This is a genomic window from Pseudomonas sp. AC247, assembly GCF_979258015.1.
Genome location: NZ_OZ409829.1, coordinates 2,144,163 through 2,169,324 on the forward strand (window position 1 = coordinate 2,144,163; position 25,162 = coordinate 2,169,324).

General features: G+C 54.5%; 22 protein-coding genes, 1 tRNA gene and 1 pseudogene. 10 read left to right on the forward strand and 14 right to left on the reverse strand.

The window, feature by feature from the left end:
* Positions 1-104 precede the first annotated feature (104 nt).
* Positions 105-566 carry an anti-virulence regulator CigR family protein gene (locus tag ACZZ0B_RS10030; protein WP_463545056.1) on the forward strand — a complete coding sequence of 154 codons (462 nt, stop codon included), beginning with the start codon at positions 105-107 and terminating at the stop codon, positions 564-566.
* 268 nt (positions 567-834) lie between these two features.
* Entirely contained in the window at positions 835-1,365 is a 531-nt protein-coding gene (locus ACZZ0B_RS10035; RefSeq protein WP_008080772.1) for a glyoxalase superfamily protein, read from the forward strand.
* A 219-nt stretch (positions 1,366-1,584) separates the two neighbouring features.
* Here the strand turns inward: ACZZ0B_RS10035 and ACZZ0B_RS10040 are convergent, their stop codons facing one another.
* The 6 genes from ACZZ0B_RS10040 to ACZZ0B_RS10065 form a co-directional block, all read right to left on the reverse strand.
* A complete protein-coding gene (locus tag ACZZ0B_RS10040) occupies positions 1,585-2,220 on the reverse strand; it encodes a hypothetical protein (protein ID WP_463545057.1) in 636 nt (211 codons plus the stop codon).
* 304 nt (positions 2,221-2,524) lie between these two features.
* Positions 2,525-3,253, reverse strand: a complete 729-nt coding sequence (locus tag ACZZ0B_RS10045) for a hypothetical protein (protein ID WP_463545058.1) — start codon at positions 3,251-3,253, stop codon at positions 2,525-2,527.
* Positions 3,254-3,306: 53 nt separating this feature from the next.
* Positions 3,307-4,209 carry a hypothetical protein gene (locus ACZZ0B_RS10050; RefSeq protein ID WP_463545059.1) on the reverse strand — a complete coding sequence of 301 codons (903 nt, stop codon included), beginning with the start codon at positions 4,207-4,209 and terminating at the stop codon, positions 3,307-3,309.
* A gap of 232 nt (positions 4,210-4,441) precedes the next feature.
* Entirely contained in the window at positions 4,442-6,223 is a 1,782-nt protein-coding gene (locus ACZZ0B_RS10055; protein WP_463545060.1) for a hypothetical protein, read from the reverse strand.
* Positions 6,213-6,698, reverse strand: coding sequence for a hypothetical protein (locus tag ACZZ0B_RS10060; protein ID WP_463545061.1), 486 nt, complete (start codon positions 6,696-6,698; stop codon positions 6,213-6,215). The genes ACZZ0B_RS10055 and ACZZ0B_RS10060 overlap by 11 nt, the downstream gene beginning before the upstream one ends.
* The gene (locus tag ACZZ0B_RS10065; protein ID WP_463545062.1) at positions 6,695-7,849 is read right to left on the reverse strand and encodes a dsDNA nuclease domain-containing protein; all 1,155 of its coding nucleotides are present in this window, start codon (positions 7,847-7,849) and stop codon (positions 6,695-6,697) included. Before ACZZ0B_RS10065 ends, ACZZ0B_RS10060 begins: the two co-directional genes overlap by 4 nt.
* A gap of 931 nt (positions 7,850-8,780) precedes the next feature.
* Here ACZZ0B_RS10065 and ACZZ0B_RS10070 point away from each other — a divergent pair.
* Together ACZZ0B_RS10070 and ACZZ0B_RS10075 are read left to right on the forward strand one after the other, a co-directional pair.
* Complete coding sequence (locus ACZZ0B_RS10070; protein ID WP_008080779.1) at positions 8,781-9,146, forward strand: DUF6124 family protein; 366 nt, start codon at positions 8,781-8,783, stop codon at positions 9,144-9,146.
* Positions 9,147-9,332: 186 nt separating this feature from the next.
* On the forward strand, positions 9,333-9,698 hold the full coding sequence (locus tag ACZZ0B_RS10075; RefSeq protein WP_463545063.1) for a DUF6124 family protein: 366 nt from the start codon (positions 9,333-9,335) through the stop codon (positions 9,696-9,698).
* A 169-nt stretch (positions 9,699-9,867) separates the two neighbouring features.
* On the opposite strand, the gene ACZZ0B_RS10080 is transcribed toward ACZZ0B_RS10075, so the two are convergent.
* Together ACZZ0B_RS10080 and ACZZ0B_RS10085 are read right to left on the reverse strand one after the other, a co-directional pair.
* Entirely contained in the window at positions 9,868-14,247 is a 4,380-nt protein-coding gene (locus ACZZ0B_RS10080) for a response regulator (protein ID WP_463545064.1), read from the reverse strand.
* 43 nt (positions 14,248-14,290) lie between these two features.
* Entirely contained in the window at positions 14,291-15,448 is a 1,158-nt protein-coding gene (locus tag ACZZ0B_RS10085; RefSeq protein WP_440094088.1) for a response regulator, read from the reverse strand.
* A 287-nt stretch (positions 15,449-15,735) separates the two neighbouring features.
* On the opposite strand from ACZZ0B_RS10085, the gene ACZZ0B_RS10090 reads away from it, so the two are divergent.
* On the forward strand, positions 15,736-17,862 hold the full coding sequence (locus ACZZ0B_RS10090) for a TonB-dependent siderophore receptor (RefSeq protein ID WP_463545065.1): 2,127 nt from the start codon (positions 15,736-15,738) through the stop codon (positions 17,860-17,862).
* Positions 17,863-17,886: 24 nt separating this feature from the next.
* A pseudogene (locus ACZZ0B_RS10095) lies at positions 17,887-18,010 on the forward strand (phage holin family protein); the annotation flags it as partial.
* A 32-nt stretch (positions 18,011-18,042) separates the two neighbouring features.
* Here ACZZ0B_RS10095 and ACZZ0B_RS10100 read toward each other — a convergent pair.
* Positions 18,043-18,390, reverse strand: coding sequence for a hypothetical protein (locus ACZZ0B_RS10100; protein WP_463545066.1), 348 nt, complete (start codon positions 18,388-18,390; stop codon positions 18,043-18,045).
* 114 nt (positions 18,391-18,504) lie between these two features.
* Here ACZZ0B_RS10100 and ACZZ0B_RS10105 point away from each other — a divergent pair, with 114 nt between their 5' ends.
* Positions 18,505-18,693 carry a hypothetical protein gene (locus ACZZ0B_RS10105; protein WP_463545067.1) on the forward strand — a complete coding sequence of 63 codons (189 nt, stop codon included), beginning with the start codon at positions 18,505-18,507 and terminating at the stop codon, positions 18,691-18,693.
* Between the two features lie 70 nt (positions 18,694-18,763).
* Positions 18,764-19,060: a hypothetical protein gene (locus ACZZ0B_RS10110; protein ID WP_463545068.1), complete on the forward strand. Its 297-nt coding sequence runs from the start codon at positions 18,764-18,766 to the stop codon at positions 19,058-19,060.
* Positions 19,061-19,315: 255 nt separating this feature from the next.
* Here the strand turns inward: ACZZ0B_RS10110 and ACZZ0B_RS10115 are convergent.
* Positions 19,316-19,403, reverse strand: a tRNA-Ser gene (locus ACZZ0B_RS10115).
* 122 nt (positions 19,404-19,525) lie between these two features.
* Between ACZZ0B_RS10115 and ACZZ0B_RS10120 the strand changes: the two genes are divergently transcribed.
* On the forward strand, positions 19,526-20,197 hold the full coding sequence (locus ACZZ0B_RS10120) for a Bax inhibitor-1/YccA family protein (RefSeq protein ID WP_008081508.1): 672 nt from the start codon (positions 19,526-19,528) through the stop codon (positions 20,195-20,197).
* A 71-nt stretch (positions 20,198-20,268) separates the two neighbouring features.
* Here ACZZ0B_RS10120 and ACZZ0B_RS10125 read toward each other — a convergent pair whose 3' ends face one another.
* The gene (locus ACZZ0B_RS10125; protein ID WP_008081509.1) at positions 20,269-20,595 is read right to left on the reverse strand and encodes a YceK/YidQ family lipoprotein; all 327 of its coding nucleotides are present in this window, start codon (positions 20,593-20,595) and stop codon (positions 20,269-20,271) included.
* Between the two features lie 58 nt (positions 20,596-20,653).
* Positions 20,654-21,091, reverse strand: a complete 438-nt coding sequence (locus tag ACZZ0B_RS10130; RefSeq protein ID WP_008081511.1) for an Lrp/AsnC family transcriptional regulator — start codon at positions 21,089-21,091, stop codon at positions 20,654-20,656.
* A 149-nt stretch (positions 21,092-21,240) separates the two neighbouring features.
* Between ACZZ0B_RS10130 and ACZZ0B_RS10135 the strand changes: the two genes are divergently transcribed.
* Positions 21,241-22,140 carry a DMT family transporter gene (locus tag ACZZ0B_RS10135; protein WP_463545069.1) on the forward strand — a complete coding sequence of 300 codons (900 nt, stop codon included), beginning with the start codon at positions 21,241-21,243 and terminating at the stop codon, positions 22,138-22,140.
* On the opposite strand, the gene ACZZ0B_RS10140 is transcribed toward ACZZ0B_RS10135, so the two are convergent.
* The gene (locus ACZZ0B_RS10140) at positions 22,137-24,038 is read right to left on the reverse strand and encodes an acyltransferase family protein (RefSeq protein ID WP_463546923.1); all 1,902 of its coding nucleotides are present in this window, start codon (positions 24,036-24,038) and stop codon (positions 22,137-22,139) included. The two genes, ACZZ0B_RS10135 and ACZZ0B_RS10140, sit on opposite strands and share 4 nt — an antisense overlap.
* An 83-nt stretch (positions 24,039-24,121) precedes the next feature.
* Positions 24,122-25,162, reverse strand: a complete 1,041-nt coding sequence (locus ACZZ0B_RS10145; RefSeq protein ID WP_440094068.1) for an FUSC family protein — start codon at positions 25,160-25,162, stop codon at positions 24,122-24,124.

Genomic DNA, 25,162 nt, shown 5'->3' on the forward strand with positions numbered 1-25,162 from the left:
TAAGCGACAGCAGGGGGAGGGCGCCGCCCGGGCGTTCTGAGAGCCAACTGATCGCTGCAATATCGTCTACATTCCAAGAAGCATTTCATTCCATGGAGGCTGTAATGACGGTAATTCGCTTTCTCGTAACGTCTTTTACGTGCCTTGCTTTGGCGGTGGGCTCGGTGCCTGCAATGTCAGATCCGGGCAATGGAAATGGCAAAGGCAACGGAAAGGGTGCGCCACAGAATAGTCAGGCGCACGGGAATCAGGGAGGTAAAGGTAAAGGGTCTGGCTCGGGCAACCTGGACCGCGCGCCCATTGTTGATCGTTCTGGCGTCTTGGGTGTGATTGACGGCTACCGGAACTATTGGAATCCCGGCTCTTCGCTTCCACCCGGCATACAGAAAAACCTGGCGAGAGGAAAGCCGCTGCCACCGGGCATCGCCAAGAAGCTGGACGGAAGGTTGGCTGGCAAGCTACCCCATTATGATGGCTACGAGTGGCAACAAGCGGGTACTGACTTGATTCTGGTTGCGATCGCCACCGGCATCATTTATGAAGTTCTCAACGGCGCATTTGATTAGTAAAACTCAGGTTCAATCCATCTCATCGCCCGTGTCTCACTTCAGTTCGGAAGAACTTTTATCGCGAAACATCCGCGCCACGTTTTTACTTATCTGCACTGTGTGGCGCGGACTTTCCATGTACCATCAGCGCGGGCTGATGCTGCCCGCCGCTCGCTTCCGAAAGGAAAGGTGAAAGCATTGCTTCTCTTCCCAGATCCTGTCGCATCTCTTGAGAGTCGAGGTTTGGCAACGCGAGCACCAAAATGCCTCGACGACAGGAGGAACGATGTTTTCAATCGAACAAGCCAAGCAGATGGCCAAGAAGCTGCGTGCTTCGCTAGAGTCGCGCAATCAAACAGTGAGTCACTCCGCGGCTCTGGAAACAGTGGCGCACCAGTTGGGCTACAAGGACTGGAACACTGCGTCAGCAATGCTTCCCCAGGAAGTTACCCAACCCGCCATGACATTCGACAAAGCCATCCCGATATTGCGGATGTTCGACGAAACCAAGGCGCGCGAGTTCTACCTTGATTTTCTTGGTTTCAGCGTCGAATTCGAGCACCGGTTCGAAGCGGATCTACCGCTGTACCTGGGCATCAGCCGCAACGGTCTGCAACTCCATCTTTCCGAACATCATGGCGATGCGAGCCCGGGATCGACGATATTCGTCCCGATGCAAAACATCGAACTGCTCCGGGACGAATTACAGAGCAAACGATACGGCTACGGACGTCCGGATATTGTTCAACAGGGCTGGGGTCAGGTTCTGGAGGTTTATGACCCATTCGGCAATCGAATTCGATTCTGCCAAAGCTGATCATGGTTTGCGGGCTGGGGAGACCTGGTCCGCTTTGGTTCGATTGTTGCTCTTAGTGGGGGGCAGTAATCGGCCAAAAGTGGACGTTCGCAACCGACCGCTGATGGCCAATATCGGTCATTGGCTAGGCTCTGCGCCTTTCCTGCAACTTCATCCTGTGTCTAGACTGATAGCATTTAGTGGGTAAAGAGGCGTGGACGGCAGAGGGGATGTTCCACATTATCCAAAGTATTGCTGAACAATTGCCAAACCTCTTAGCTGTGACAATGCGCCAATGCTCTCAGTATGAGTGGCTGGATTCGGATAACCGTGCTCCCACCATATTCGCCAAGTAATGCCGTCATTCGATCGAATGACGGCAGCTAGCTTGTTAGCGCAACCAGAAGGAAGCAGCAGATCACCGTTTGCAGTGGGCAATATCCAATTTGAGGATGCTGAGGCGCAAGGAATTTTGGAAATAAAAATATCAATCTTACTTGCAGCGCCATATTCATTAAACATTTGAGGGAGTTTCCTCAGAAACAGTTCTTCCGCATGGCCGCCACCTTGTTGCGGATTCTCGATGACCCTTAGATTACCGAGAACGGTTTGGCTACCCCTTATGAAAGGGCCTCGTAAGACATCGGTAGGCTGAACCCTTTGCTGCTGTTTCATGCCTGCTAATGTGACGAGCGCAACGCCTCCAACCCCAGTCTTTATTGGATTAACTCTATACCCCATACTTCCGAATGTGCAAATTGTACTGTCGTCATCATCAAACCTTGATATTAAGTAAACATAGCCGGGACGCTGTCTCGCAAGTACGTCAAGTGAACGCTTGTGACGAATGAACTCAGAGCTTTCCACCAGTGTCATGAGTACCTCCCTTGTGAAACGCAAAATTCCAAGCTTGGCCTGAATCAACGCCAGTATAGTAGATTTTTAAGCGACCGCTTTCGGCCAAGAGCAGCCGGTCATTTTAGATTGCTACTCATTGAGGACATCATGTATTGATCCTAGGATGACGGTTTCGGCAGCGTGGGCTTTCAAGTGTGCTGCCGGAGATTTGGGATTAAGTTTCTTTAGGTACCAATGCGTTAGGCCCGGATGAGGTAAATCAGCAGAGTTGTCCAAGAAAAGGAAATTATATTTCGCTATTTATCTCTGACAATTGATCGCTTTAAATATCTTGCTTATCTAAGAACAAAGATAGTTGCCCGCCATGTGCTAGTTCGTCCGCACGCTGATACTCTTCAAAATCCTGAGCCGGCATCACGGTGTAGCGCAAGTCAGGATTGCCTCGTATAGAGCGCCTCTGTAGGGCGCCATTCTGGGGAGATTGCTTATCAAGCTTTATGAAAATAAATATACCGCCCACAAGGAGACGATAGCCATTAACAAGTTCTTGCCGATCTGGCGACGGCAGCCGGTAGGCGAACACTCCATCGTCTGCATCATGCGTTTTAAGGCGGAAAAGGATAGCGTCGACGCTTGATGGTATCGGCTTGTTATGAAAAACAATATCTTCTAGTATTTGTTTGTAAGGCCCGAGAGTAACTCTACCATTCTTTTCGGATGCAACACTATACTTCCAAAGAACCCCAGCCGCAAATCGAAGAATGTCGTCACCTGCCACCCCCATCAGAGTGCACTCGCGGTAGCTTTTATCTTTGGCATCTTGACGTATATTGCGAAATGCTTTGATTGCAATATTTTCGTAATGCCCGAGCTTGTTATCACAATTTCCACACAGAATCTCGCGCTCAAATACTCCTGACTGAGTGTAAACATAACTATCAGGGTTGATAGCTACAGCATGAGCCTTTCCCGCTTGCACCTCCTGAGCCATGGCCTTTGGTATAAGGTGAGACTTTATTGTTGGAGAGATCCCGCAAATTAGGCAACTCATTAGAACTCCAGTTGGTGGGGGTATTGAGGATGTGGTTTTTTCGAGTGCTTATTTTATGACTTGACGCTTTCTATCTGCATTCTCTCTAGTAATTCAGGCTTCCCTATATATCCACGCTGGCAGTCCGGAGCTTGAAGGAATTCTGTGGTTTTATTACTGAAGCTGAACTGCAAGAGATTGAGGTAGCTGCCAAATTCATTTAGAAGCCTTCCCATTTGCCAGTGCTGCTCATTTAGGAAATCTGAAAGGTAATCTTTTGTAATTATATCAACCACGACTCCAGAGTGACGATCCTCATTTCCCTGCCAATACAGACGTGAGTGATTCACTGACTCCAGTTTAACTTGGTCGTTGTCTGCCTGATAGCTGGCCTCAAATAGCTCACCGGAAACAACAATCGTGGGCAGTGCTACGAAAACAGTAACTTCCTTGTCTGGATGCTCGGCTGGGTATATTTCATCGTACTGTCGAGCCAAACTAATGCTGTTTGTTACAACACCTTGCACCGCTTGGTAGAATAAGTCGCTCTTGCCAAGCGCCTGCCGCCCGGAAAATGAGAACCCGCTACTGGAAAAAATAGGTAAATCAGTAATCGACTTGTCAGCTGCCATTGCCCACGTGAGTGCCTCACCTGATTTTGATGATATTAAGTTGGCGATTTGAATGGAGGAGAGAACCGTGCTGCTATCTTTGAACAATATCCAAGGCTTATCACCGCTCCACTTGCATTCAATTACTCTGCATAGCTTAAAATTTGAACTATTTGTTAACCTGCTGTGACCCGCTATAATGTCTAGCTCGCGCGCCTTCCCGGTCTTGTCAATAACATGCGCGCCTTGAGTCACCTCAAAGTGGCTCTTTGAGAAAACAGCTGCTGTATAAAACTCTAATGGATATCCTTCTTCCTGAAGCCACTCCATGACCCTTGACTTTAGCTTTTCTTGGCTGGTTGTCATTGTTTTCATTCCTTTATTTAATTAACCAAATTTTGGTGAGTGTGCGCTTCCGGCTAAAAGCAGCCCTTTAGCGTCTACAAACTAACGGGATTCAAGGTCGCGTCTCAACTACTTTCTTCATAAAGAACAACCTGGCCGATAAGGCTGAGAAGCTGAACCAAAGCTGTCATGGAGCACCTTGTACAGTGAAGGGGGGTAGTTCGTACTGCTGGAGCAGTTTGAGAACTAAAGACTATGAGCCCAGAATATTATTGAAATATCCGAGGTACATTGGCTGTTCAAAACCACCGAACTTTGGAAGCCATTCTTCATCCGTTGCCGGGTCGATCTCGAAGCGGTAACTGGTGGTCGAGAAGATAACCTGAGCGTTATTTTTTAAAGCCACTACTTTTAGCTCTTTGATGTACGCATCCAGATCCTCTGAGTGAATCTCCTGCTGCCGAGGGGTATCGAATATCAATGTTCGGAAGGGCGAGGTTGGATTGCCGGTACAGATTTCAAATAGAGCAGCGTGGAATGCGAGCACCGTACGAGCCTTAGAGCTTCCTTTGATGATCCCAAGCTTCTCAGAGCCAAGAATTGGCTTCAGATCACTGTCGATATGGATCTCTCTGGAGATGTTCTTGGAGTTTAGGATGTCGAGCCAACGGGCCATTTTCTCAGCTAACGCGAGCTTGAATCGCATTACATCCGGAGATTGCTCTCTGGTTTTTCCGAGAGACTCTAGCTCGTTTTGAACCGCCTCTCGCCGATTCAGCAGTTCGAGGTGCTTACCTTCTTGGCTCTTGTATTTCTGTTGTTGACCTTTTTCGAGCTCTAACTCGAAGAGTTCGGAGGCAATTTTACTGATCGCCTCAATGAACATCTCAATCCCTGCTTCGCGCTCTGCAATCCCTCTCTTTGCGGAAAGATCAGCGATTTGTCCTTCTAGCCAAGTCATCTTGGTCTGCAGAGCTTCAGCCTGCTGTATATTCGCGACGGTCACGGCTTCCAGGTCTTTCAGCTGATCTTTAAGATAAAGCAGGCTTTTGCCATACGAGTCAGAGCTGACGAGAAACATCCCGCACGAGGGGGTTGTGCATATTTCGCTAAAAGAAATGAATGCACGGCGAGCTTCTTCATTCAAATCCAGTGTCTCGATTTCGCTTTCGATCTCATCTCGTATTTGAGACGAACTGCGAATCCTCGACTCTAGGGTTATATGCTGTGAGGCTATCTCTCGGTGCTGGCGACGAAGATCGGTAATCAAAAAGTCGAAGCTGTTTAATGTCTCGCTTTTAATGTCCTTGGTTGTCTTCAACTCATCAAGACGAGCTTTTAGTGAGGTAATATCACGCTCAATATCTGCTTCAAGTCGTGGAGCGGCTGGGAGGTCTTGTCGTAGCCTCTCCATAAGCTTACGGCTATCTGTGATAGTCTTATCCAGGTAGTCGAGTTCTTTTTTGAGATTAATCGTCTTTTTGGCCGCGTCGAATGAGCTTCTGGCAGGGAGGCCCACGGCTAGGCGAATCATTTCGGAATACTGAGCTTTGATAAAGCTATGTCGCGGCGGAACGTAATAGTCCGAATAACCGGTGTCTTGGTCTAGATAAAATAGTGGCAGTATCGCCGAGAAATACGGAATTGTAGCGGTGTCACTATTGGTAGTCAGACGCTCAGATCTTAGGTTCAAGATGCCCAGCATGAACCTGGAAAAGTCTTCATCGTTATAGAAGCGATTGATAGTTTTGCCGTCGCTGCTAACGGTGATGTCGTATTTCTCCCCTACCTTCCGCTCAAAGGAAAGTAAGTTAGTGTTTATATTTACTCGCAGAACGACCTTTCCAGTATTCCGAATGATATCTTCACGAAACTGGACGTCTAATCCGAGACAAAACATGATGGATTGGATTAGCGGTGTTTTCCCACTTCCATTAAGGGCGAATAGCTGAGTAACAGATTTACCAAACCTCAGCTCTTGAGAACCCCATCCACCACCATGGCTTGCAAAGAACTGCAGGGATTCAAATTTCATCTAGTTTGGCCTCGATGTCTCGTTCTTTGCAGATATTTCTATATGATCTTTTGATGGTTAAGAGCGCCACGCAAAGGTGGCTTTCTTCGCTCATGACTTTGTCTATGAATTTCTTGCCAGGCTCTGCGGCATCGATCCGAGAGTTGTGTTTATTAACGACGACCATTTCAGCGTCTTCCAAGAATGTCAGCGCCTTAATTGTTCTTACTCTTAAGTTCGCAGACCAACCTAGTTCTTGCGTTGAACCCTTGAAACTGGCAATGCTCTGTTCAAAGCACTGCCCAACCAGCATGCCAATGTCGTTACGTTTAGGCTTTGCTTGGCTACGTGCGAGTAAAATTATGGTCAATGCAATTAAAGGGATATGAAATAAAGTCTCATTACCCAAAACGTCAGACCTGTTTCTTGGCGAGTACGAGAAGTTAAGGCTTTGGGACTCAGTGTTTGCTGCAGCCACAGCTTCACGGAAATTCATGAAGACTCTCCTTTCACGATTTCAGACAGTACGGCTCCAAAAATTAATTCTTCAGTTAGGTCATTGCGGTCTAATAACTTGCGAAGATCAGTTGTTAGCTTGATGACCGCGCCAGTAATTGTCTTCATGTCTATTTTCCCGACAGCTAGGTTATCTGTCAGACTTGTTATTTCATCCATCAGCTCAAGTAGTTTTAGCTCTTGGATTGTGTGCCTGTTAACTCGATACCAGGTTTCCCACTGCGACTTGAAGTTTGCAAATGAGTTAAGCGTTTCTTCTTTATAGTTATTTCGCTTTAATACGCGCTGAAGAATCGAAACGCTTTTAATAGCGTTCGAGTCGCCGCCATTTCTGAGGAGATAATAGGCCGGGCGAGAAATGGCAAGGATGTCGAGCATGTCATCGAGGGTCACACTCGCTTTATCATTAAGCATATCCTCGGTCATGCAGTCTTTTATTTCTTCTGATGATTTGCTTTCTATTAATGATAGAAGCTGAATGATCAAAAGCCGAACCTCCTTCGGAGTTAAATTGATTTCACTGTATTTGTAAATTTGACCATGTGCGCTTGAAACGAAGTTGTCGTCGTCCTCGTTCAGGATTTGCTGGCGAGGCACTAGCTTTAGGTGGGACAGGAAGTCGAGAACTTCTTTGTCGGTCTTTGCTGCTAGACTTGGTACAAGATTTTTAGTTTCAGTTATGAGCGTTGCCGTGTGTTTGGATACAACATTGCCGGATTGTGCATCGTTGACCAACCCTTCGACATCATCGTCGAAGTTGATGTTCGTTAAGATGACGAGAGAGTGACAGGTGTCGCCGAAGTTATCGACGTGCAATAACATCTTGCCGGCAAAGCTGTTAGGTAAATCGTGGCCGGTTTTTTTGGTTTTTTTGATACCAAATATCTCTAGGATGTTGTAAAGATGGTTCTGCTTTGTCTTTGTTTTGACCTGTACGAAGCGGTAGTAAATCTCCCCGTCATCCATAAACTTGACCACGTAATCTTCGTGGTAGTCGCAAAAGACTCGCTCAATGGCGCAGTCTTCGAGGAGTGCTAAGCATTCTAGGCTTGCGGCTTTGAATTGGGCCTTAAATCGGTGAATGGTATCTCTACCGTTCAACTCGCGAGCCTTAACTTCATGAAGTTTCATATATAGCGCTCAGCGTTCTTTGTCAGATTGGAACCGGCTATTCTGAATGGTTGAGAAGCGCTGCAGTTGCGTGCCCCCCCCAAAAAAAACGGTTCGGCGGCACACATGGCATTTAGTGAGGTAACGGGCGTGTTCGGATGTGATCGCAACAAGCTGCCGGACTTGAGTAGTATGATGTCGTGAGCGCAGATATTCACGATTAGCTTCCATTGCTAAGGCCCTTGGGGCTGACGTTCTTTCAGTTGGTACATCATATGCGGCTGATCGCCATCAGTAAACGATGCTGGGCAATCTAGGTTGCCGCACACAATCTCCTCACTCTGTGTGATAGATGATTACGTTGGCACTGTCCGGTGCCTTGTACTTGGCAAGATACCGCAGCCCCCTGATCGTGCCGGTGTGCTGTTCGCCATTGGGGATCGTATTTAAGACGAATAGGTGTTTTGTCAGACGTCCGTTTCTGCCCCGCCCTGAGAGGCTGCTTCTGGCCGAAAGCAGCCCTTCAATAAGGGTGGCTTCGTTCTGAATCAGTAATGGTTTGTACGAGAAAACCAGCAAGGAATCAGGCATTCCCCTCGAATAAACATAACTCGGCAAGCGCGTTTAAATTACACAAACCGTTACGCCACAAAGGCTACAACGCCTTGCGCCGTTGCCTACGCGTACGCCAGAATCCGCCGGCATACACGACTATGCAGCGGGCTATATCGTTTCCCCGTCACTGAAAAACAGTGATCGGGTTTGGTAGCCCGGTGTTAGTTGTACAGCCCACTGTCGTCGAGGTTTCTCGCTCGATTATGGTGGCCATGTATAGGGCGTCCTAGGGCGCGCCGGATCCTAACACCCGGTCTACCAACCTCTGCATGGCCGCCACCCTTCGTTTGGTAGCGAAAGGGTGAAGCCTCCATTAATAGTGTTAGGAGCTTCATCTATGTTCAAAGTTACCCCAAACCCACCGGACGCCGATCCGATCCCGTACGACCCAACCCTCGAGCCTCAAAAGATACGAGAGGCGACCGACCGCGCCATCAATTTCTATCTCAACCCCGGCTCACTCAAGCTCTCAATCCCATCCCGCAAAACCAGCAAGATCTTCCTCATCGATCCCGCCGTGGACGAAGAAACACTACTCCTCGAAGCCTGCGAGTCGTTGGCCGCCGCCAGTGACATGGCACGAGACATGAGCGATGTCGTCGACAACTCACAACGCCGAACCATGCTGATGCTGCATCAGGTGATCATGCTGAGTGAGTTGATGGTGAATCGAGTTCTGGATGGTCGCCGCTTGCCGAACTAAGCGCTGCGTCATTGACGGCTAGGCCGCGAAACTCTGTGTAGGAGCTGCCGTAGGCTGCGATCTGTTGATTTTGTTTTCGATTGTTGAAGAGCAGATCAAGGGATCGCAGCCTGCGGCAGCTCCTACAGGGTGGGGATTCATATTTCTTTTGGAGTGCCTTGATGGGTGCTTGTGGAGTTTCAATTGATGTCCGAAACCACTAACAGTCCGCCGGTGATAGATCCGGCGTCGCCGTATGAATCATTCGATTCGAAGAAGCTTAATGCGGCGGCGGAGCGGGCGCTTGATCATTATCTTGCGCCTGAGAAGATCATGGCGACGCCGTACAGCCCCAGCACTTTGTTCATGGTCAACCCGCAATCCGACACGGAAACGTTGCTGGTCAATGCCTGTGAGTCGTTGGCCTCGGCGACGGTGATGCTCGGGGATTTTGCCGGGATGCTGGAAGGGCCGAACCGCAATACGCTGTTGGGGATTGCGCAGGTGGTGATGTTGGGGGAGTTGGCGGTGAACAAGGCGTTGGATAACGTCGAGCTGAAGCAGCCGGCCTAGGGTTTTGTGCCTGGCTGATTCGGAATAAGTGGCCAGGAAGCGAGGTCCCTAGCCAAGAAATCAACGCGCAAAAGGGGGACGGGTTTATTGTCTGAAATAAATCCGTCTCCCTTTTTTGGGTGTGATGCAGAGTACTGCCAATGAACCGAGCAGGAGCGGGTGACTCATCTCATTTATCCTCCAGAAGCTTCAAGGCGCGATCAAAGTCGAACAGTTCTACCTGCACCGCGACCTGTGCCAGTCGCTCTGCCAACGCCCGAGCGAGTGGCATGTTGCGCAGTCCCGCAAGCGCGTCCAAAGCCGCCGTGTCACCTTCGTCCAGAAGACCCACGAGCCTGTTCAGTTGCTCGTTGATTGCCGAGTCGTTCTGCAGGCCATCACCTGTGCCGGCCGATTTGTCTGCCTTGAGGTCGGCCAGGGCCGCCAGGGTCGGGAGCAAGCAATGCTCGACCTGCGTCGCTAGCGCTTGCACTACCGTAACCGGTTCGCCGTCCTGACAGGCCTGTTCCAGCAAAGCGCAGGCCTGCGCCACTGCCTTGGCGCCGATGTTGCCGGCGGTGCCGCGCAAACTGTGCGCCAGCCGTGCGGCAGCACCAGGATCCGGATCGATCCGTGCCGCCTGAAATTGCTTGGCAAAATCTGTCTGAGTATCGCGAAACTTGCAGAGCAGACGTAAGTAGAGATCCCGCCGCCCCATGCAGGTGGCGAGTCCCGCAGTCAGGTCAATGCCCTCAAGACGATCTGGCAAGCCATCGGCGAAACCTGCGCTCAGCGATGCTTGAGCGGCTCGTGGCTTGATCCATTTTGCCATTGTGGCGAACATGGTTTCGACATTGAGTGGCTTGGAGATATGGTCGTTCATACCGCATTCGAGCGCGCGCTCGCGGTCACCGTCCATTGCGTTGGCGGTCATGGCGATCACTGGCAGAGTGCTGAAGCGCGGTTGCTGGCGAATTTTTCGGGTGGCCGTGTAGCCATCCATCACCGGCATCTGGCAATCCATCAGTACGCCATCGAAGTCGCCATCCTCGCCGAGAATATCCAACGCCTCTTGGCCGTGCGTGGCGAGTCGCAAGCGTATGCCGACACTTTCCAGCAGCTCGCTGGCCAGTTCCTGATTCAGCTCATTGTCTTCGACCAAGAGCAGCCGGGCGCCATTTAGACTGGCTACGGTACTGGCATTCTCTTGGGTGCGTTCGCCAGCCCGAGTATTGCTTTGCGTGTCTCTGTCCAGCACTACACCGACGGCTTCGAGTAATGAGGACGGCGTGACGGGTTTGGTCAGAACCACCGGTAACTGGATGCCCTGGCGTTCGGCTTCTTCGCGGGCTTCTTCGCGGCCAAAAGCGGTGATCATGATGACCGATGGGGTGCGCATCAGACTGGCGGACTGCATTTTGCTCACGGCTTCCATGCCATCCATGCCCGGCATGCGCCAGTCCATCAAGACCAGATCGTAAGGCAGCACCTTATGCTCGGCGTCGGCCAACATGTGCAGCGCCAGACTACCGCTCTGTGCGACGTCCACTTCCAGGCCAAAGCTGCGCGCCATGCCCGAGAGGATTTCACGGGCACTGGCGTTGTCATCCACGACAAGAACACGCATGCCTGACAGCTCGCCAGCCTTGAACATACGAGGTGGCAGAACATTTTGCTGTACGCCGAGTTGTACCTGGAAGTGGAACGTGGAGCCGACTCCCGGCTCGCTTTCGACCCAGATTCGGCCGGCCATCAGCTCCACCAGTTTCCTGGAAATAGACAATCCCAAACCGGTGCCGCCATATTTGCGGGTGATCGAAGTGTCCGCCTGACTGAACGACTGGAACAGGCGTGAACATTGCTCGACAGTCATGCCGATGCCGGTGTCGCGCACCCAGAAATGCAGCTGCACGCTGTCCGTGAGCGTGCCAATTGCTTCCACGCCGACCACAATGTCTCCGTGTTCGGTGAACTTGGCCGCGTTGTTGCCGAGGTTGATCAGTACTTGCCCCAGCCGCAGGGGATCGCCGAGCAGGGCTGTGGGCAAGTCGGGCGGGATCTGGAACAACAATTCCAGACCCTTGTCCTCGGTCTTCAGGCCAATCATGGCGGCGAAGCTGTCGAGCACGTCTTCCAGGCGGAAAGGCACCTGTTCGAGGCTCATCCGGCCGGCCTCGATCTTGGAAAAATCGAGGATGTCGTTGATGATCCCCAGCAGATTCTCCGCCGAGCGGTGCACCTTTTCTATGTAGTTGCGCTGACGATTATCCAGTTCGGTACGCAGCGCCAAGTGGCTCATGCCGATGATGGCGTTCATCGGCGTGCGGATCTCATGGCTCATGTTGGCGAGAAACTCGCTCTTGGCCTGAGTGGCCTCTTCGGCCGTGGCCCTGGCCTCTGCCAGTGCCGTGACGTCGATGTTGATGCCGGTTGCGCGCAAAGGCTTGCCGTCCGCCGTGCGGGAAAAACGGTTGAGCGAGCGGAACGTGCGCACCTGCCCATCGTTTTTGCGCACGATGCGAAAGTCGAATTCGACGCGATCATTATCACTCTGCACGGCGCTCTCAAACGTACTACTGACCCGCGCCAAATCGTCGGGATGCACCAGCGCCTGCCAGTGCGCCAGCGTGCCACCGAACCCGCCAGGCTCCAGACCAAACAGGGTTTCGAGTTGGGGAGTCCAATAGTTTGTGCCGCTGACCAGATCGACGTCGAACAGACCGATGTCACCGGACTCCTGTGCCAGGTTCAGGCGATCGCTGGCAGTGCGCAACCTGGCCTCCATTGCCCTGCGCTCGCTGACATCGCGCACCGAGGCGCACACGCAGACGCCACGACCCTCCAGACGGGGCAAGTGGGAAAGGCCGATTTCCACGGAGAACAGGCTGCCGTCTTTGCGCACGCCGCTCAGATCGTCCAGATCGCCGCCCATCTGCCGGGTTCCGCCGCTGGCAATGAACCCGTCGCGTAACTTGACATGCCGCTGGCGGGCAGCCTGCGGTACCAGACGCTCAATGCTGGCGCCAATCAGCTCGCCCGGTGAGTAGCCAAACAAAGTGTCCATTTGCGGGTTGGTCATCAGGATGCGACCGTCGGCTCCCAACACCAGCATGCCATCCGGTGCCGCCTCGATGATGCCGCGGTACCAGGCCTCGGTGGCGCGCAGTGCGACCTGCTGGGCCTCCAGCTCGCTGGCCTGATGTTCCAGTTGCAAGGCTTGCGCGCCCATTTCGTCTGCCTGACGGCGAGTTTCCAAGAGCAGCGCCTGGGCTGCCTCACTGCGTTCCATAATGGCCATGGCACCGGCTAGCCTGGGCAGAACTTCTTGCAGCAGCAGCGCTTGGTTCTCTTCCAGTTGGCGAAAACCGGCCATTTCCATAACCCCGAGCAGGCGTTCGCCACGCAGCACCGGCTGCACCAGCAAATGGCTGGCGGCAGTTGCGCCCAACTGCGCGCGCACATGCCAGAACGATTCGGGCAGATCCTCAAGCTGACGGGGTTGGCGATCCAGCGCGCACTGGCCAAGCAACCCTTCACCGAGTTCAAGCTCGGCGGGCAACGGGTGCTCACTGTCCACCGCATAACCGCCGACTAATTGCAGGCGCGCCGCGCCCTCATAGAGCACGTAAAGCGCCCCCTGGCACATGCCCAGACGGGGCGCGATGCGGCTGAAAAAAGCCTGGGCCAATTGTTGCGGCGTCTCGGCCTGTTGCAGATCGACTTGCATGAGCGAGGCGTGAGCTTTCACCCAGCGTTGGCGCTCAAGCTGACAAGCCTCCACCTGCAGCGTGGCAATGGCCCGCGCCAGATCGCCGGTTTCGTTGCGCAGGTCGGTGTGCGGGATCTGGCCGTCGAGCTTGCCCGACGCCAATTCGTCCACGGCCACACGTACGCGGTTCAGCGGCACGCGAATGGAATAACTGACCAGCCAGGTCAACAGCAAGGCCAGTGCCGAACCACCCAGCAGCAAGATGTACGTGATCGTAGTACTGCGCTCTGCGTACTCAGCCAGGTTCTTCGCTGTATCGTGGATGTCGGCTTCCTTGTTCTTTTCGATCTGGGTGAGCAGCCCGTCGCCGCCCTGTTCCAGCGCAAGAAAGTCCTTACTGTTGAGCAACATCAACGCCTGCCCCAGAGAGCCTTTGCCGGCCAATTCCAGTGCTTCATCGCCATCTTTTTGCAGACGCTGCAATAACACTTCGAATTCCACCAGGCTGCTGATGCTGCTCTTTCGGCGCAGTGTCGGGCGAACCTGCTCCAGCGCTTCGTGGAGTCGCTGTTGGGCGGCATCCATCTGGGCTCTGGCGCTGATTCGGATGTCCGCATTGTTGGTCGCGATTGCACGTTGCATGGCGAGCAACAGATGCGGCAACTGCACCCGAACTTCCTGCACATGCTGGATACCCACCAGATCCTGTTGGTACAACTGCTGCATTTCATTTTTGAGCGAATACTGGGTGCGCAGGCTTTGCACGCCCAATATCAGGATCAATATCAGCAGCGCAGCGAAGCCGATGATCAATTTACTGCGCAGAGACAGGCGCTCGAGCATCTCGAACAGTCTGTTCATAAACGGCCTCTTTCAACGGGATGTGCAAACGGATGCGCGGGGCTCAGGGCCGGTCGGCAATCTGCTCAAGCAGGGCTAACTGCCTGGCCATGTCCTGGTCGCTGTCGGCGAATTGCTCGGCAATTGCGCGAAACTGCTCGGCATTGGCGAGAAACACGTCACAGATGTCCGGATCAAAATGAGAGCCCCGGCCTTCGCGGATGATTTTCACCGCCTGCTCATGAGGCATGCCGGGCTTGTACACGCGGCGGCTGATCAACGCATCGTAGACATCTGCCACGGCCATCAACCTCGCGCTGATCGGGATGTCGTCGGTGGCCACGCCTTGCGGATAGCCACTGCCATCCCACTTTTCCTGATGGCCGTAGGCAATTTCCTTGGCCAAATGAAGGAAGTCGACGTTTATGCCCAACTGATCCTCCGCGTGCTGGATGGCGTCGCGCCCCAATGTGGTGTGGGTCTTCATGACCTCGAATTCTTCCGGGGTCAGCCGTCCCGGTTTGAGCAGGATACGATCGGGAATGCCAATCTTGCCGATATCGTGCAGCGGTGCCGATTTGAAGAGCAGCTTGATGGTCTCGTCGTCGAGGAAGTGCCGGAAGCGCGGATGATTGCGCAACAGTTCAGCCAGCCGTTTGATGTAGTGCTGGGTGCGGCGAATGTGGTTGCCGGTTTCGTTGTCACGGGTTTCGGCCAGCGAGGCCATGGCGTGGATCGTGACATCCTGGATGGCGATCACCTCGCGGGTACGCCGTTGCACTTCCTGCTCCAGAAAATCGTTCTGATTGCGCAGGAAATCGGCAACGGCCTTGAGCTTGATCTGCGTCTCGACCCTGGCCATGAGCACCGGGGGGATGATCGGCTTGGTGATGTAATCCGCAGCACCGAGGCTCAAGCCGCGAATCTCGTCCTCCGTGGCGGTCATGGAGGTCAGGAAAATGATCGGTATATGGCGAATGCGGGCATCAAGTTTGAGCTGCTCGGCAACGTCATAACCGGACAGCCCCGGCATCATGATGTCCAGCAGGATCAGGTCGGGAAGGGGGTCGGCCTGTAGAAGGCGCAAGGCTTTCTCGCCACTGTTGGCGGCCTTGACCCGATATTTGTCCTTCAGCAACTCAGCGATCAACATCAGGTTGTCGGGGGTGTCGTCGACCACAAGAACGGTCGCTGATGGATAAACGCCCTGAGTGCTATCCATGGTTGTTGGCTCCCTTGCCAGACGATTAAAGAGTGGGCGTACGTGCACCAATCTCTTGCTGGCAAGCGTAGCTAGAAAAGCTGCAATCGCTAGGTGGAGATCTGCAAGGTCGGTTCGAACAGGCACTAAATCGAATGTCTGTTACTGGCCAAAAGCGTTCCTGCACAATGGCCACTTAAACGTTAATGGGAATTTGTGTTAATTGCGAATGGGTTTGTATAGCATGCGCGGGAGTTTTTGGCGGATTTACTCCCTGTATTGGCCTATTCGTAAAGGTTTCTTTCTTCATGCGTCGTACCCTGCTTTCCATTTGTGTGCTGCAAGTGTTGTCGCCTGCCTCATGGGCTGAACAAACGGAGGGATCTCCCTCGACGCTGGAGTTGGACGCGACCGATGTTATCGGCACTGCGAATTACGAAAGGGCAGACGGCCCGGTGCAGGGTTATCGGGCGACTCGCTCAGCCAGTGCCACACGCACCGACACGTCGATCCACGAAACCCCGCAATCGATCAGTGTGGTCTCGAAAGACGCGGTCGAGGATCTGGGCGCCACCCGTTTGCAGGACGCGCTCGATTACGCCGGGGGCGTGGGACGGGCGAACAATTTTGGTGGTCAGGGCCTGACCACATTTACCGTGCGTGGCTTCACCACCGGCGAGTTTTATCGCAACGGTTTTCCGATCAACCGCGGCTATCCGAACATGCCGGATGCCAACACCATAGAACGCCTCGAAGTGCTGCGCGGCCCGGCCACCATGCTTTACGGTCGGGGTGATCCTGGCGGCACCTTCAACGTGGTGTCCAAACAGCCGTTGGCCGAGCGCACCGTCACTCTGGGTAGCCAGCTCAACGATCAGGGCATGAAGCGCGGCACGCTGGACGCTTCCGGTCCGCTCGACGAGGAAGGGCGTCTGGCCTATCGACTGAACTTAGTGGGCGAGGGCGGCGACACCTTTCGCGATCACGTCGAAACCGAGCGCTACGGCATCGCGCCGGTGCTCTCCTGGCAGGCAACCGACGCGACCAAGCTGGTTTTCGAAGGCGATTTCATGCGCAACAACGCGCCTCTGGATCGAGGCGTTACCCGCTATGCGAAACAGACAGGTACCGCCTCGCGCGACAGTTTTTTTGGCGAAAAAGACGCAGGCAAACTGCATAACGATAACAACATGGCGCAACTGCGTTTCGAGCACATGCTCAACGACGATTGGACCCTGGGCGGCGGTTTTCAGTGGCTTGACGGATCGCTCAAGGGCAACGCTATCGAGGCCAACGGTATTGCCGCTGACGGTCGCACCCTGGGGCGCAATTTCAACTATCGCAAGCTGGAGTGGACCGACAAGGATACCCAGCTCAATCTGACCGGGCATTTCGATACCGCGGGTTTGCAGCACACCTTGCTTACCGGCATCGAGTATGAGGATTACGACTACAAGTCGATCATTCAACGCTCCAGCGGAGCCGTCGGGGCCTATCCGATCGACATCTTCGACCCGGTGTACGGCCAGCCGCGTCCGGCACTCACCCGCACGCCGACTCACGACAAGGAAAACCTCAAGACGTATGCCGCGTTTGTGCAGGATCAGGTGGCGTTGACCGACAAACTGAAAGTGCTGGCCGGAGCGCGTTTCGAACGCTTCGAACATGACTACGAAACCTACGTGCCCGGCGCCAAGAGTTGGCAGGCGAGTGACAATGCGGTGACACCGCGCATCGGCGTCACCTACGATTTGACCGACACATTGGCGGTGTACGCCGATACCGCTCGCTCCTTCAAGCCGAACACCGGCGCCAGTCGCCAGGGCGGTGGGTTCGAGCCGGAGAAAGGCAAGTCCTACGAAATGGGGATCAAGTGGGAAGCGCTGGATCAGCAGTTGAGTGTCGACGCGGCGGTCTATCAAATCGAAAAGCGCAACGTGTTGACCACCGACCCTGTTGATTCAACCTTCAGCGTTGCGGCCGGCGAGGTGCGCAGCCGTGGTTTCGACGTCAACGTTGCCGGCAACCTGACGCCCGAATGGCGCGTGATTGGCGGCTACGCCTATGTCGATGCCGAAGTGACCAAAGACAACGTACTGCGCTCTGGCACGCGACTGATGAACATCCCGAAAAACAGCTTCAGCCTGCTGAACATGTATGAGTTCCAGGACGGCACCCTCAAGGGGCTGGGCTTGGGCACCGGGCTCAAGTACGTCGACGAGCGCGCCGGACAAACCGCCAACACGGCTTTTTCGATGGGCAGCTACACCGTTGTCGACCTGCTCAGCTTCTACAAGATCAATGACAAGGTGCGGCTCAATCTTGACGTGAAAAACCTCTTTGATCGTGACTACGAAGAGGGCGCATTCGGTAACGTCTACGCCTATCCGGGGGCACCGCGGACTGTGCAGGTTGGTATTTCTTATACCTTGTAGCTTGGAGTGTTGGTGACCACTACATTCGGCCTACCCCAGAGCATGGCCACCTTCGCCGGCGGCTGGGTTGGCTTCCTGGGGGGAGAAGATCCGCAACATCGCGGATCGGGTGACTGACTTTAAGTTGCCTAGCCGGAAGGCCGAATAAGACAGATTGCACTTTGCGAATGCTGCTAGTTGTTACCAACCGCCGGGGAACCACTGCCGTGCAAGTCTGACCGTCACACGAAGCGCCACCTGTGCTTGATTGCACTCTGCCTCCTGCTCTTCAGCCGTCGCAGGTTTACGCCACCGTGGGTTTGCTGCCAGGCCTTTCGTGTAGGTCTTCTCAAATTCGGAGCTGTTTTCTGCGGTCAATCGCATCGCCTTTGCATAGTCCGCTTCAAGGTCATCTGGAAGCGAGCTACAAGCCAATTTCGCTTGCTGATACCTCATGGCATACATGAAGCCATCACTAGGGGCTTCGTCGTAGGCGTAGGGAGAAGGGGCTGCGATAGCGAGAGAGGGGGAGATAACCAGAGCGGCCAACAAAAGGCGTCCATGCATGAGCGTTGCGTTCTCGAAAATTCTAGGAGAACCGATGATACCCGACTCGCGTACTGCATTTTCCCAAAAAAGCCAACTCGCCGATTGGAGGGAAGCGTGACCAACGTAACGCGCCTTCGCCACGCACTGCCATTGAGTCAAGACATCAACAAAGTACTGATCGAACTGGATACCACGATCGCAAAGGCCGTCGACGCTGCCAAGTCTGCCGGCTTGCCCCAGGGCCTGGTCGTTTCCTTGCCGCACGGGCACGCACAGGTGCAGACCAACATCATGGTGGGTTGAGGCTGGTAGCAGCAGGAGAGTAAAAAACACGATTGCACGGAGAAAATTGCGCATAGGGAAAGCCTAAAGGGTGGATTCGATCTCAGAATCCGATATTCCCGCTTTCCGTTCAGCTCAACTCTTTGCACTTACTCGAACACCAAAAATCCTAGCGCGGCCGCGCATGACGCCCATTGCCTATAAAGATGGCGTGATCGCCTATGACTCCCAGATCACCAGTGGCAACACGATCACCTATGACGATTATCAAAAGTGCCATGATGTGAAGGGCATCAGATTTTTCATGTGCGGCAAGATCTGTGACTACAGCGCTCTGCAGAATACCTACTTTGCAGCATGCCCACCACGCCGGGTCCGTCCTGATTGATCTACGTCCCGTAGTGCTGACGGATCATATTGCCGTCGGTATATCCCATATGCGAGCACTCCAAGAAAAAGACTCCTAGCACCGTGTTACATGAAGAGTGTTTTACGTTCGGCAGGACGCCATAGAAGGGGGAAAACAAGGCGAGTCATGGAGCGCATCCACAAAAGTTATGGAACGCATCTGGCACGGCAGAAATTTTTCAGGACGCCAGAAACGACAAAGCCCTGAATAATCAGGGCTTTGTCGTACATAAGATGGCGGAGGCGATGGGATTCGAACTCATGGACCTGTTACAGTCGACGGTTTTCAAGACCGTTGCCTTAAACCACTCGGCCACACCTCCGTTGCGTTGCGGGCGCCATAATACCTGAATGAAACACACTGTCAAACTCTCTGCATGGCTTGTTACAGAGCGTCTGTTATGATCTTTGCGACTGAACGTTTCAAACCAACAGGAGTGTCGCCATGCGCGAACAGGATTACGCAGTTAATAACAGCGTGCAGGCTGAGCAGCTAGAGGTTAGCCGCGTCCTGCGCAACACTTACGGCCTACTGGCGCTGACCCTCGCATTCAGCGGTGTGATGGCTTTCGTCGCTCAGCAGATGCGTGTTGGCTACCCGAATATTTTCGTGGTGCTGATCGGCTTCTACGGGCTGTTCTTCCTCACCAACAAACTCCGTGATTCCGCGTGGGGCCTGGTATCCGCGTTTGCGCTGACCGGTTTCATGGGTTTCCTGCTCGGCCCGATCCTCAACCGTTACCTGGGCATGCAGGGCGGCGCTGAAGTTGTCAGTTCGGCGTTCGCGATGACGGCGCTGGTGTTCGGTGGTCTGTCGGCTTACGTGCTGATCACTCGCAAGGACATGAGCTTCCTCGGTGGTTTCATCACCGCCGGTTTCTTCGTCCTGCTGGGTGCAACGCTGGCAAGCTTCTTCTTCCAGATCAGCGGCTTGCAACTGGCGATCAGCGCAGGTTTCGTGCTGTTCTCGTCCGTGTGCATCCTGTTCCAGACCAGCGCCATCATTCACGGCGGCGAGCGTAACTACATCATGGCGACCATCAGCCTGTATGTATCGATCTACAACCTGTTCATCAGCTTGTTGCAGATCTTCGGCATCATGAGCCGCGACGACTGATCGCAGCCTGTGAAGCAACAAAAAACCCGCTTAGGCGGGTTTTTTTTCGACTGCAGGAAAGCACAGGGGGATTAGTTGATGATGATGCTGCCGTCGGTACTTTGCCGATACAGGGTATAGGGCAGCAGCAGGGTATCAAGTGCTCCGGACACCACCGCGTCAACCAATAACCCTGGGACAGCCGTGTTGTAGTCGTTTGCGTCCTTGCCCTCGCCCAAAGGCGCATGCAGGCTGCAAAAATCGTACATGACACCGCTGTAGATCCGAGGGACTGCGCCGCAATAGGATTTCTGCTTCTTCAAGCCATCCGCTGCCGCCTGATCGCTGCGCACGACCGTCTGAACCGTGCCACAACCCACCAGCATCAACGCTGCCAGCACCATTAACTGAATTCTCATCGCCGCCAATCCTTCGCCGGAAAAAACTCAATCTACGCTGAACGTGCAGAAATAGCACTTAAGCCATCGGCGGCAGTCGGCGCTTGACGGGGGTCTTCTTGACGATCGCGGTATTGGTTTCCGCCAAGGTGTTCAAGCGGTCGAGGAGGGTGTCCAGTTGCTCCATCGAGCGCACGTGCAAGCGGGCGATAAAGCAGTCCTCACCGGTGACCTTGTCGCACTCGGTGAATTCGGGGATGGACATGATCTGCCGCTCCACCTCTTGCAATTGCCCCGGCAGTGGCCGCACGCGCACGATTGCCTGCAACTGGTAGCCAAAGCATTTCGGATCGATCTCGACGGTGTAGCCCTTGAGCACACCACGTTCCTCCAGGCGCCGCAGACGCTCGGCCACGCTGGGCGACGACAACCCGCTGATGTGCGCCAGCGCCTTGAGCGAGCGCCGCGAATCCTCCATCAATGCGCTGATGAGGATCTGATCAATATCGTCGGTCATTGGGAAACTCCTGGATTAGGCAAATGAGCAAAACTACCCACGATAAAAAAGGCAGATGGCGAGTTTAGCCTGCTTTTTGCGCTGGAGCGGTGCCGTGTCGGCTTGGCATACTTTTGCCATGCTTTCGCCTAATGCTCAGGAGATTAATGATGGACAAATCCACCCGTCGCGGCTCGTTGGAGATGACCGCTGCCATGCTGATCTCCGGAACGATCGGCTGGTTCGTGCTGGTGTCCGGGCAACCCGTACTCGACGTGGTGTTCTGGCGCTGCGTATTCGGCGCCGCGACCCTGTTACTGATCTGCGCGGCATTCGGCTTTTTGCGTCCGGGCATTCTGACCCGTACTACCTTTCTGCTCGCCATACTCAGCGGCGTAGCCATCGTCGGCAACTGGCTGCTGCTGTTTGCCTCGTATTCGCGGGCCTCGATTGCCATTGGCACGGCGGTGTACAACGTGCAGCCGTTCATGTTGGTCGGATTGGCGGCGCTGTTGCTTGGCGAAAAAATCACCCTGCAAAAGTTGTTCTGGCTAGGGATTTCTTTTGCCGGAATGCTGGCGATTGTCAGCGCTCATGGCACGCAGGGCGAGAGCGGCAGCGACTATTTGTTGGGCATTGCTCTGGCGTTGGGCGCAGCCTTGCTCTATGCGATCGCGGCACTGATCATCAAGCGCCTGACGGGCACGCCGCCACACCTGATCGCGCTGATTCAAGTGTGCACCGGGGTGTTGCTGCTGGCACCGTTCGCGCAGGTCAGCGCGTTGCCGCAGGCGCCGAGCGCCTGGGCCAGCCTGATCACTTTGGGCATCGTACACACCGGCCTGATGTATGTGCTGCTGTACGGCGCGATTCAGAAATTGCCGACGGCGCTGACCGGCGCGCTGTCTTTCATCTACCCGATCGCCGCGATTTTCGTTGACTGGTTCGCGTTCGGCCACCACCTGCAGCCACTGCAATGGCTCGGCGTAGTCGCGATCCTGCTGGCGGCTGCGGGCATGCAACAGGGTTGGGGCTTCAAGTCGAGAGCGCGTGTCGTCGCGCGGCCTTAAATGGACTTGATCAGTTCTTTGAACACGCCTTTGAGTTGCTGATTGCCAGCATCGACCAGATGGTTGTCGTCGAAATACAACGGCACGCCGTCCCGCGAGCCCATGCAGTTGCCGTTCGGGCACAGGTAAGGCGTTGGATCGATCACTGTTGCGTTGCACTGCCTGGCGGCGGCTTCAATGGTGAAATTGGCGATTCTGTTGCGTTTTTGATAGTCGACCAGCGGGACGGAAATGTCGGACGCCTGCTGAAACAAACGCTGATTGAGATTCAAGCCTTTGTAAACACTGAAAGGCATTTCGGGGATCGGCCTGACGATGTAAACCGGGTGGTTTTGCGCAATCTCGCACACGGTTTTGCTGTATTCGGCCACATAGGCATCGACAAAAGCCGATTCGCCGGGCGCCACTTGCTCGGGAAAGCGAATGCGGTAGCTGTTGTTTCTGCCTGGATCGGCATACAGCGCCGCCCGACTGAACAGCACCACCGGCACCCCCTGGTATGAGTGTTTCAGCACTTCAAGCTTTTCGTGATTGAAGGCAAGGCACTGGCTTTGCAGAGGCTTGTCGCGCATCTCGAAGTTCTGCAGGGGCGGGCAGCCGCCGCGGGACCACGACAGGGCGGCTTGCGGGTTGTCTATCTGTACGGCGGCGGCAGTCGATTGCGCATGACTGTCGCCGAACAAAATCACCGAGACTTCACCCGTGCCCAGTTTGCAGTCCGCCGCCGCGTAGGCGTTCGGGTAGCATTCCTGCGGGTACAACTTGCTGGTGTACTGCGGTTGACCGAGGTCGACAAACGCCAATCGCGCGCCTGGATATTGCTTGACCAGCGATGACGTCATCGCCGCCACGGCAATGACCCCGACCGTCAGTGAGGCAAATTTGAACAGCGTTCGCGGGGCTGTCGAAACCTTCTTGACCTTCGATTCGACACAGTAGAAAGACAGGGCACCCAGCAGCAATGAACAAGCGATCGCCCCCAGCACATGCGGCCAACTGCTCAACAGACCGCACAGGTACAACAGCACCACCAGCGGCCAGTGCCAGAGGTAAACGGAGTAGGAGATGCTGCCGATAAACTGCAAGACTCTGCTGCGACTGAACAGCGACTGGGTGTTGCCGTAGATCACCAGCATCGTCCCCAGTACGGGCAACAGCGCCAGGTAACCCGGCCAGAGATCATCCTCGGAAAAGCACAGCACGCTGATGAAGATGGCGACCAGGCCCAGGCCTTCGCACAGTGAACCGTTGCGCTGGCTGAGACGCAGCGGAAACAGGAAGACCAGACCTCCAGCGATCATTTCCCAGGCGCGCGTCGGCAGCATGTAAAAGGCAAAAATCGGCTTTGTCTGCGACAACACCACCGACGCCCCGAACGAAATCAATGCCAGCACGAGCAGCGCACGTCTGGTTTTTTCTGCGCCCAGGTATTTGTAGAACCCCATGATCAGCACGGGATAGAGCATGTAGAACTGCCACTCCACCGACAGCGACCACGTGTGCAGCAGCCAGTTCTCGTGCAAGGGCGCGTCGAAATAATTGCCGTCTTTGGCAAACAGGAAGTTGGAGCTGAACAGCAGGCTGCTTTTGATCGTGCGGATCGACTCGCGGAAATCATCCAGCGGCAGGTACACGTAACCGAAGATCAGCAGTGCCACGCACAACGTCAGCAGCGCCGGAATGATCCGCCGGGCTCGGGAGGCGTAGAACCCGAGGAGGGAGAATTTCTGTTGTTGCAGGCCTGTGAAGATGATTCCGGTCATCAGGAATCCGGAAATCACGAAAAACACGTCGACGCCGGCAAACCCGCCGTCAAAACCCTGGATCTTGAAGTGAAAGAGCACCACCGAGAGAACGGCCAGTGCCCGTAACGCATTGATATTCTTCCTGAACTGCATATGCGCATCCATGTCACTGACGTTGCGATGGCGCATTGTAGTGATCATGTCGGCGTTGTTACATGGAAATTATGCCGAGTGGCTCAGATGTTCCAGTGCGGGGCGGTTTTCGCCAGGCGTTGGCGCATTTCGCCGATGTTGGCGGCCAGTTGTCGCGTCAGCAGTCGGTAGCCATCCAGCGCGCTGTACACCGGTGCATCGAGGCTGGCGTCCGGCAACTCCATTGGCCGCTCCAACCGCTGCGAGGCGCCGCTCTTCAACGCCCGCGCCATGCCGATCAACTGCACGCGAATCTGCCGGTGCTCGGCCTTCAGCGCTGATTGCAGATGGGCCATGGCTTCTGGATCGTTGGCATCCGGTCGCGTGTTGCCGAGGATTTCCAATGTGCTGATGCACATGCGCAGGTTGCGCTGGATGGCATCGAGTTCGGTCATGGAAATCTTCACTTCCTTGGACACCGACGGCATCAGTGAGCGTAATTGCACCATCACCGCGCCGAGACGGCCCATCAATTTCAAATGTTCATCGGCGCTGACCGGTTGGCCGCCGATGATCCGCCCATACACCGTAGCGCAATCACGCAGGGCATCGGCTAGGTTGTAGCGCCACGAATACACCGCGTAGAGCGGCAGGGCAAAAGAGAAGGCCAGAGCGAGGGCAATCCCGATGAGAATGTCGACGCCGCGCCACAAACCGTCGGTGATCGGGTTGTCGCCATGCCCGGCGACGATAAACACGGTGATCGCCGAGAGCAGGGCGGTGTAGCCCCCTTTGCCGATGGCGTGATAAGAGAAAAAACCGCAGACCACCGCCATCGCAAAATATGTCAGCCACGGCATGCCGAGCCACGCCTGCTGCGCCACCAGCAGCAAACCAACGCCCGCGCCGATCAAGGTGCCGGTCGCCCGTTCCGCCGCTTTCTTGCCAATGTTGCCGTGATGCTGCAAACCGCCGATCACCACCAGCATGGTCACCGAGGCCCATTCACCGTGGGGCAGGTTGATGCCGGTGGTCAGCAGGATGGTTGCCAGCAACCCGAGCGCCACGCGCACCGCATGGATCAGTCGCGCGTGGCGATAACGTCGATAAGGATCAAGCAACGGACGCAAGACACGGCGCAGCAA

Bases quoted from the DNA above. Each gene is read 5' to 3' on its own strand.
- ACZZ0B_RS10090 (WP_463545065.1), top strand. From the start codon at position 15,736: ATGCGTCGTACCCTGCTTTCCATTTGTGTGCTGCAAGTGTTGTCGCCT.
- ACZZ0B_RS10125 (WP_008081509.1), bottom strand. From the start codon at position 20,595: ATGAGAATTCAGTTAATGGTGCTGGCAGCGTTGATGCTGGTGGGTTGT.
- ACZZ0B_RS10070 (WP_008080779.1), top strand. From the start codon at position 8,781: ATGTTCAAAGTTACCCCAAACCCACCGGACGCCGATCCGATCCCGTAC.
- ACZZ0B_RS10040 (WP_463545057.1), bottom strand. From the start codon at position 2,220: ATGACACTGGTGGAAAGCTCTGAGTTCATTCGTCACAAGCGTTCACTT.
- ACZZ0B_RS10055 (WP_463545060.1), bottom strand. From the start codon at position 6,223: ATGAAATTTGAATCCCTGCAGTTCTTTGCAAGCCATGGTGGTGGATGG.
- ACZZ0B_RS10120 (WP_008081508.1), top strand. From the start codon at position 19,526: ATGCGCGAACAGGATTACGCAGTTAATAACAGCGTGCAGGCTGAGCAG.
- ACZZ0B_RS10045 (WP_463545058.1), bottom strand. From the start codon at position 3,253: ATGAGTTGCCTAATTTGCGGGATCTCTCCAACAATAAAGTCTCACCTT.
- ACZZ0B_RS10075 (WP_463545063.1), top strand. From the start codon at position 9,333: ATGTCCGAAACCACTAACAGTCCGCCGGTGATAGATCCGGCGTCGCCG.
- ACZZ0B_RS10060 (WP_463545061.1), bottom strand. From the start codon at position 6,698: ATGAATTTCCGTGAAGCTGTGGCTGCAGCAAACACTGAGTCCCAAAGC.
- ACZZ0B_RS10135 (WP_463545069.1), top strand. From the start codon at position 21,241: ATGGACAAATCCACCCGTCGCGGCTCGTTGGAGATGACCGCTGCCATG.
- ACZZ0B_RS10130 (WP_008081511.1), bottom strand. From the start codon at position 21,091: ATGACCGACGATATTGATCAGATCCTCATCAGCGCATTGATGGAGGAT.
- ACZZ0B_RS10080 (WP_463545064.1), bottom strand. From the start codon at position 14,247: ATGAACAGACTGTTCGAGATGCTCGAGCGCCTGTCTCTGCGCAGTAAA.
- ACZZ0B_RS10030 (WP_463545056.1), top strand. From the start codon at position 105: ATGACGGTAATTCGCTTTCTCGTAACGTCTTTTACGTGCCTTGCTTTG.
- ACZZ0B_RS10050 (WP_463545059.1), bottom strand. From the start codon at position 4,209: ATGACAACCAGCCAAGAAAAGCTAAAGTCAAGGGTCATGGAGTGGCTT.
- ACZZ0B_RS10035 (WP_008080772.1), top strand. From the start codon at position 835: ATGTTTTCAATCGAACAAGCCAAGCAGATGGCCAAGAAGCTGCGTGCT.
- ACZZ0B_RS10140 (WP_463546923.1), bottom strand. From the start codon at position 24,038: ATGCAGTTCAGGAAGAATATCAATGCGTTACGGGCACTGGCCGTTCTC.
- ACZZ0B_RS10085 (WP_440094088.1), bottom strand. From the start codon at position 15,448: ATGGATAGCACTCAGGGCGTTTATCCATCAGCGACCGTTCTTGTGGTC.
- ACZZ0B_RS10065 (WP_463545062.1), bottom strand. From the start codon at position 7,849: ATGAAACTTCATGAAGTTAAGGCTCGCGAGTTGAACGGTAGAGATACC.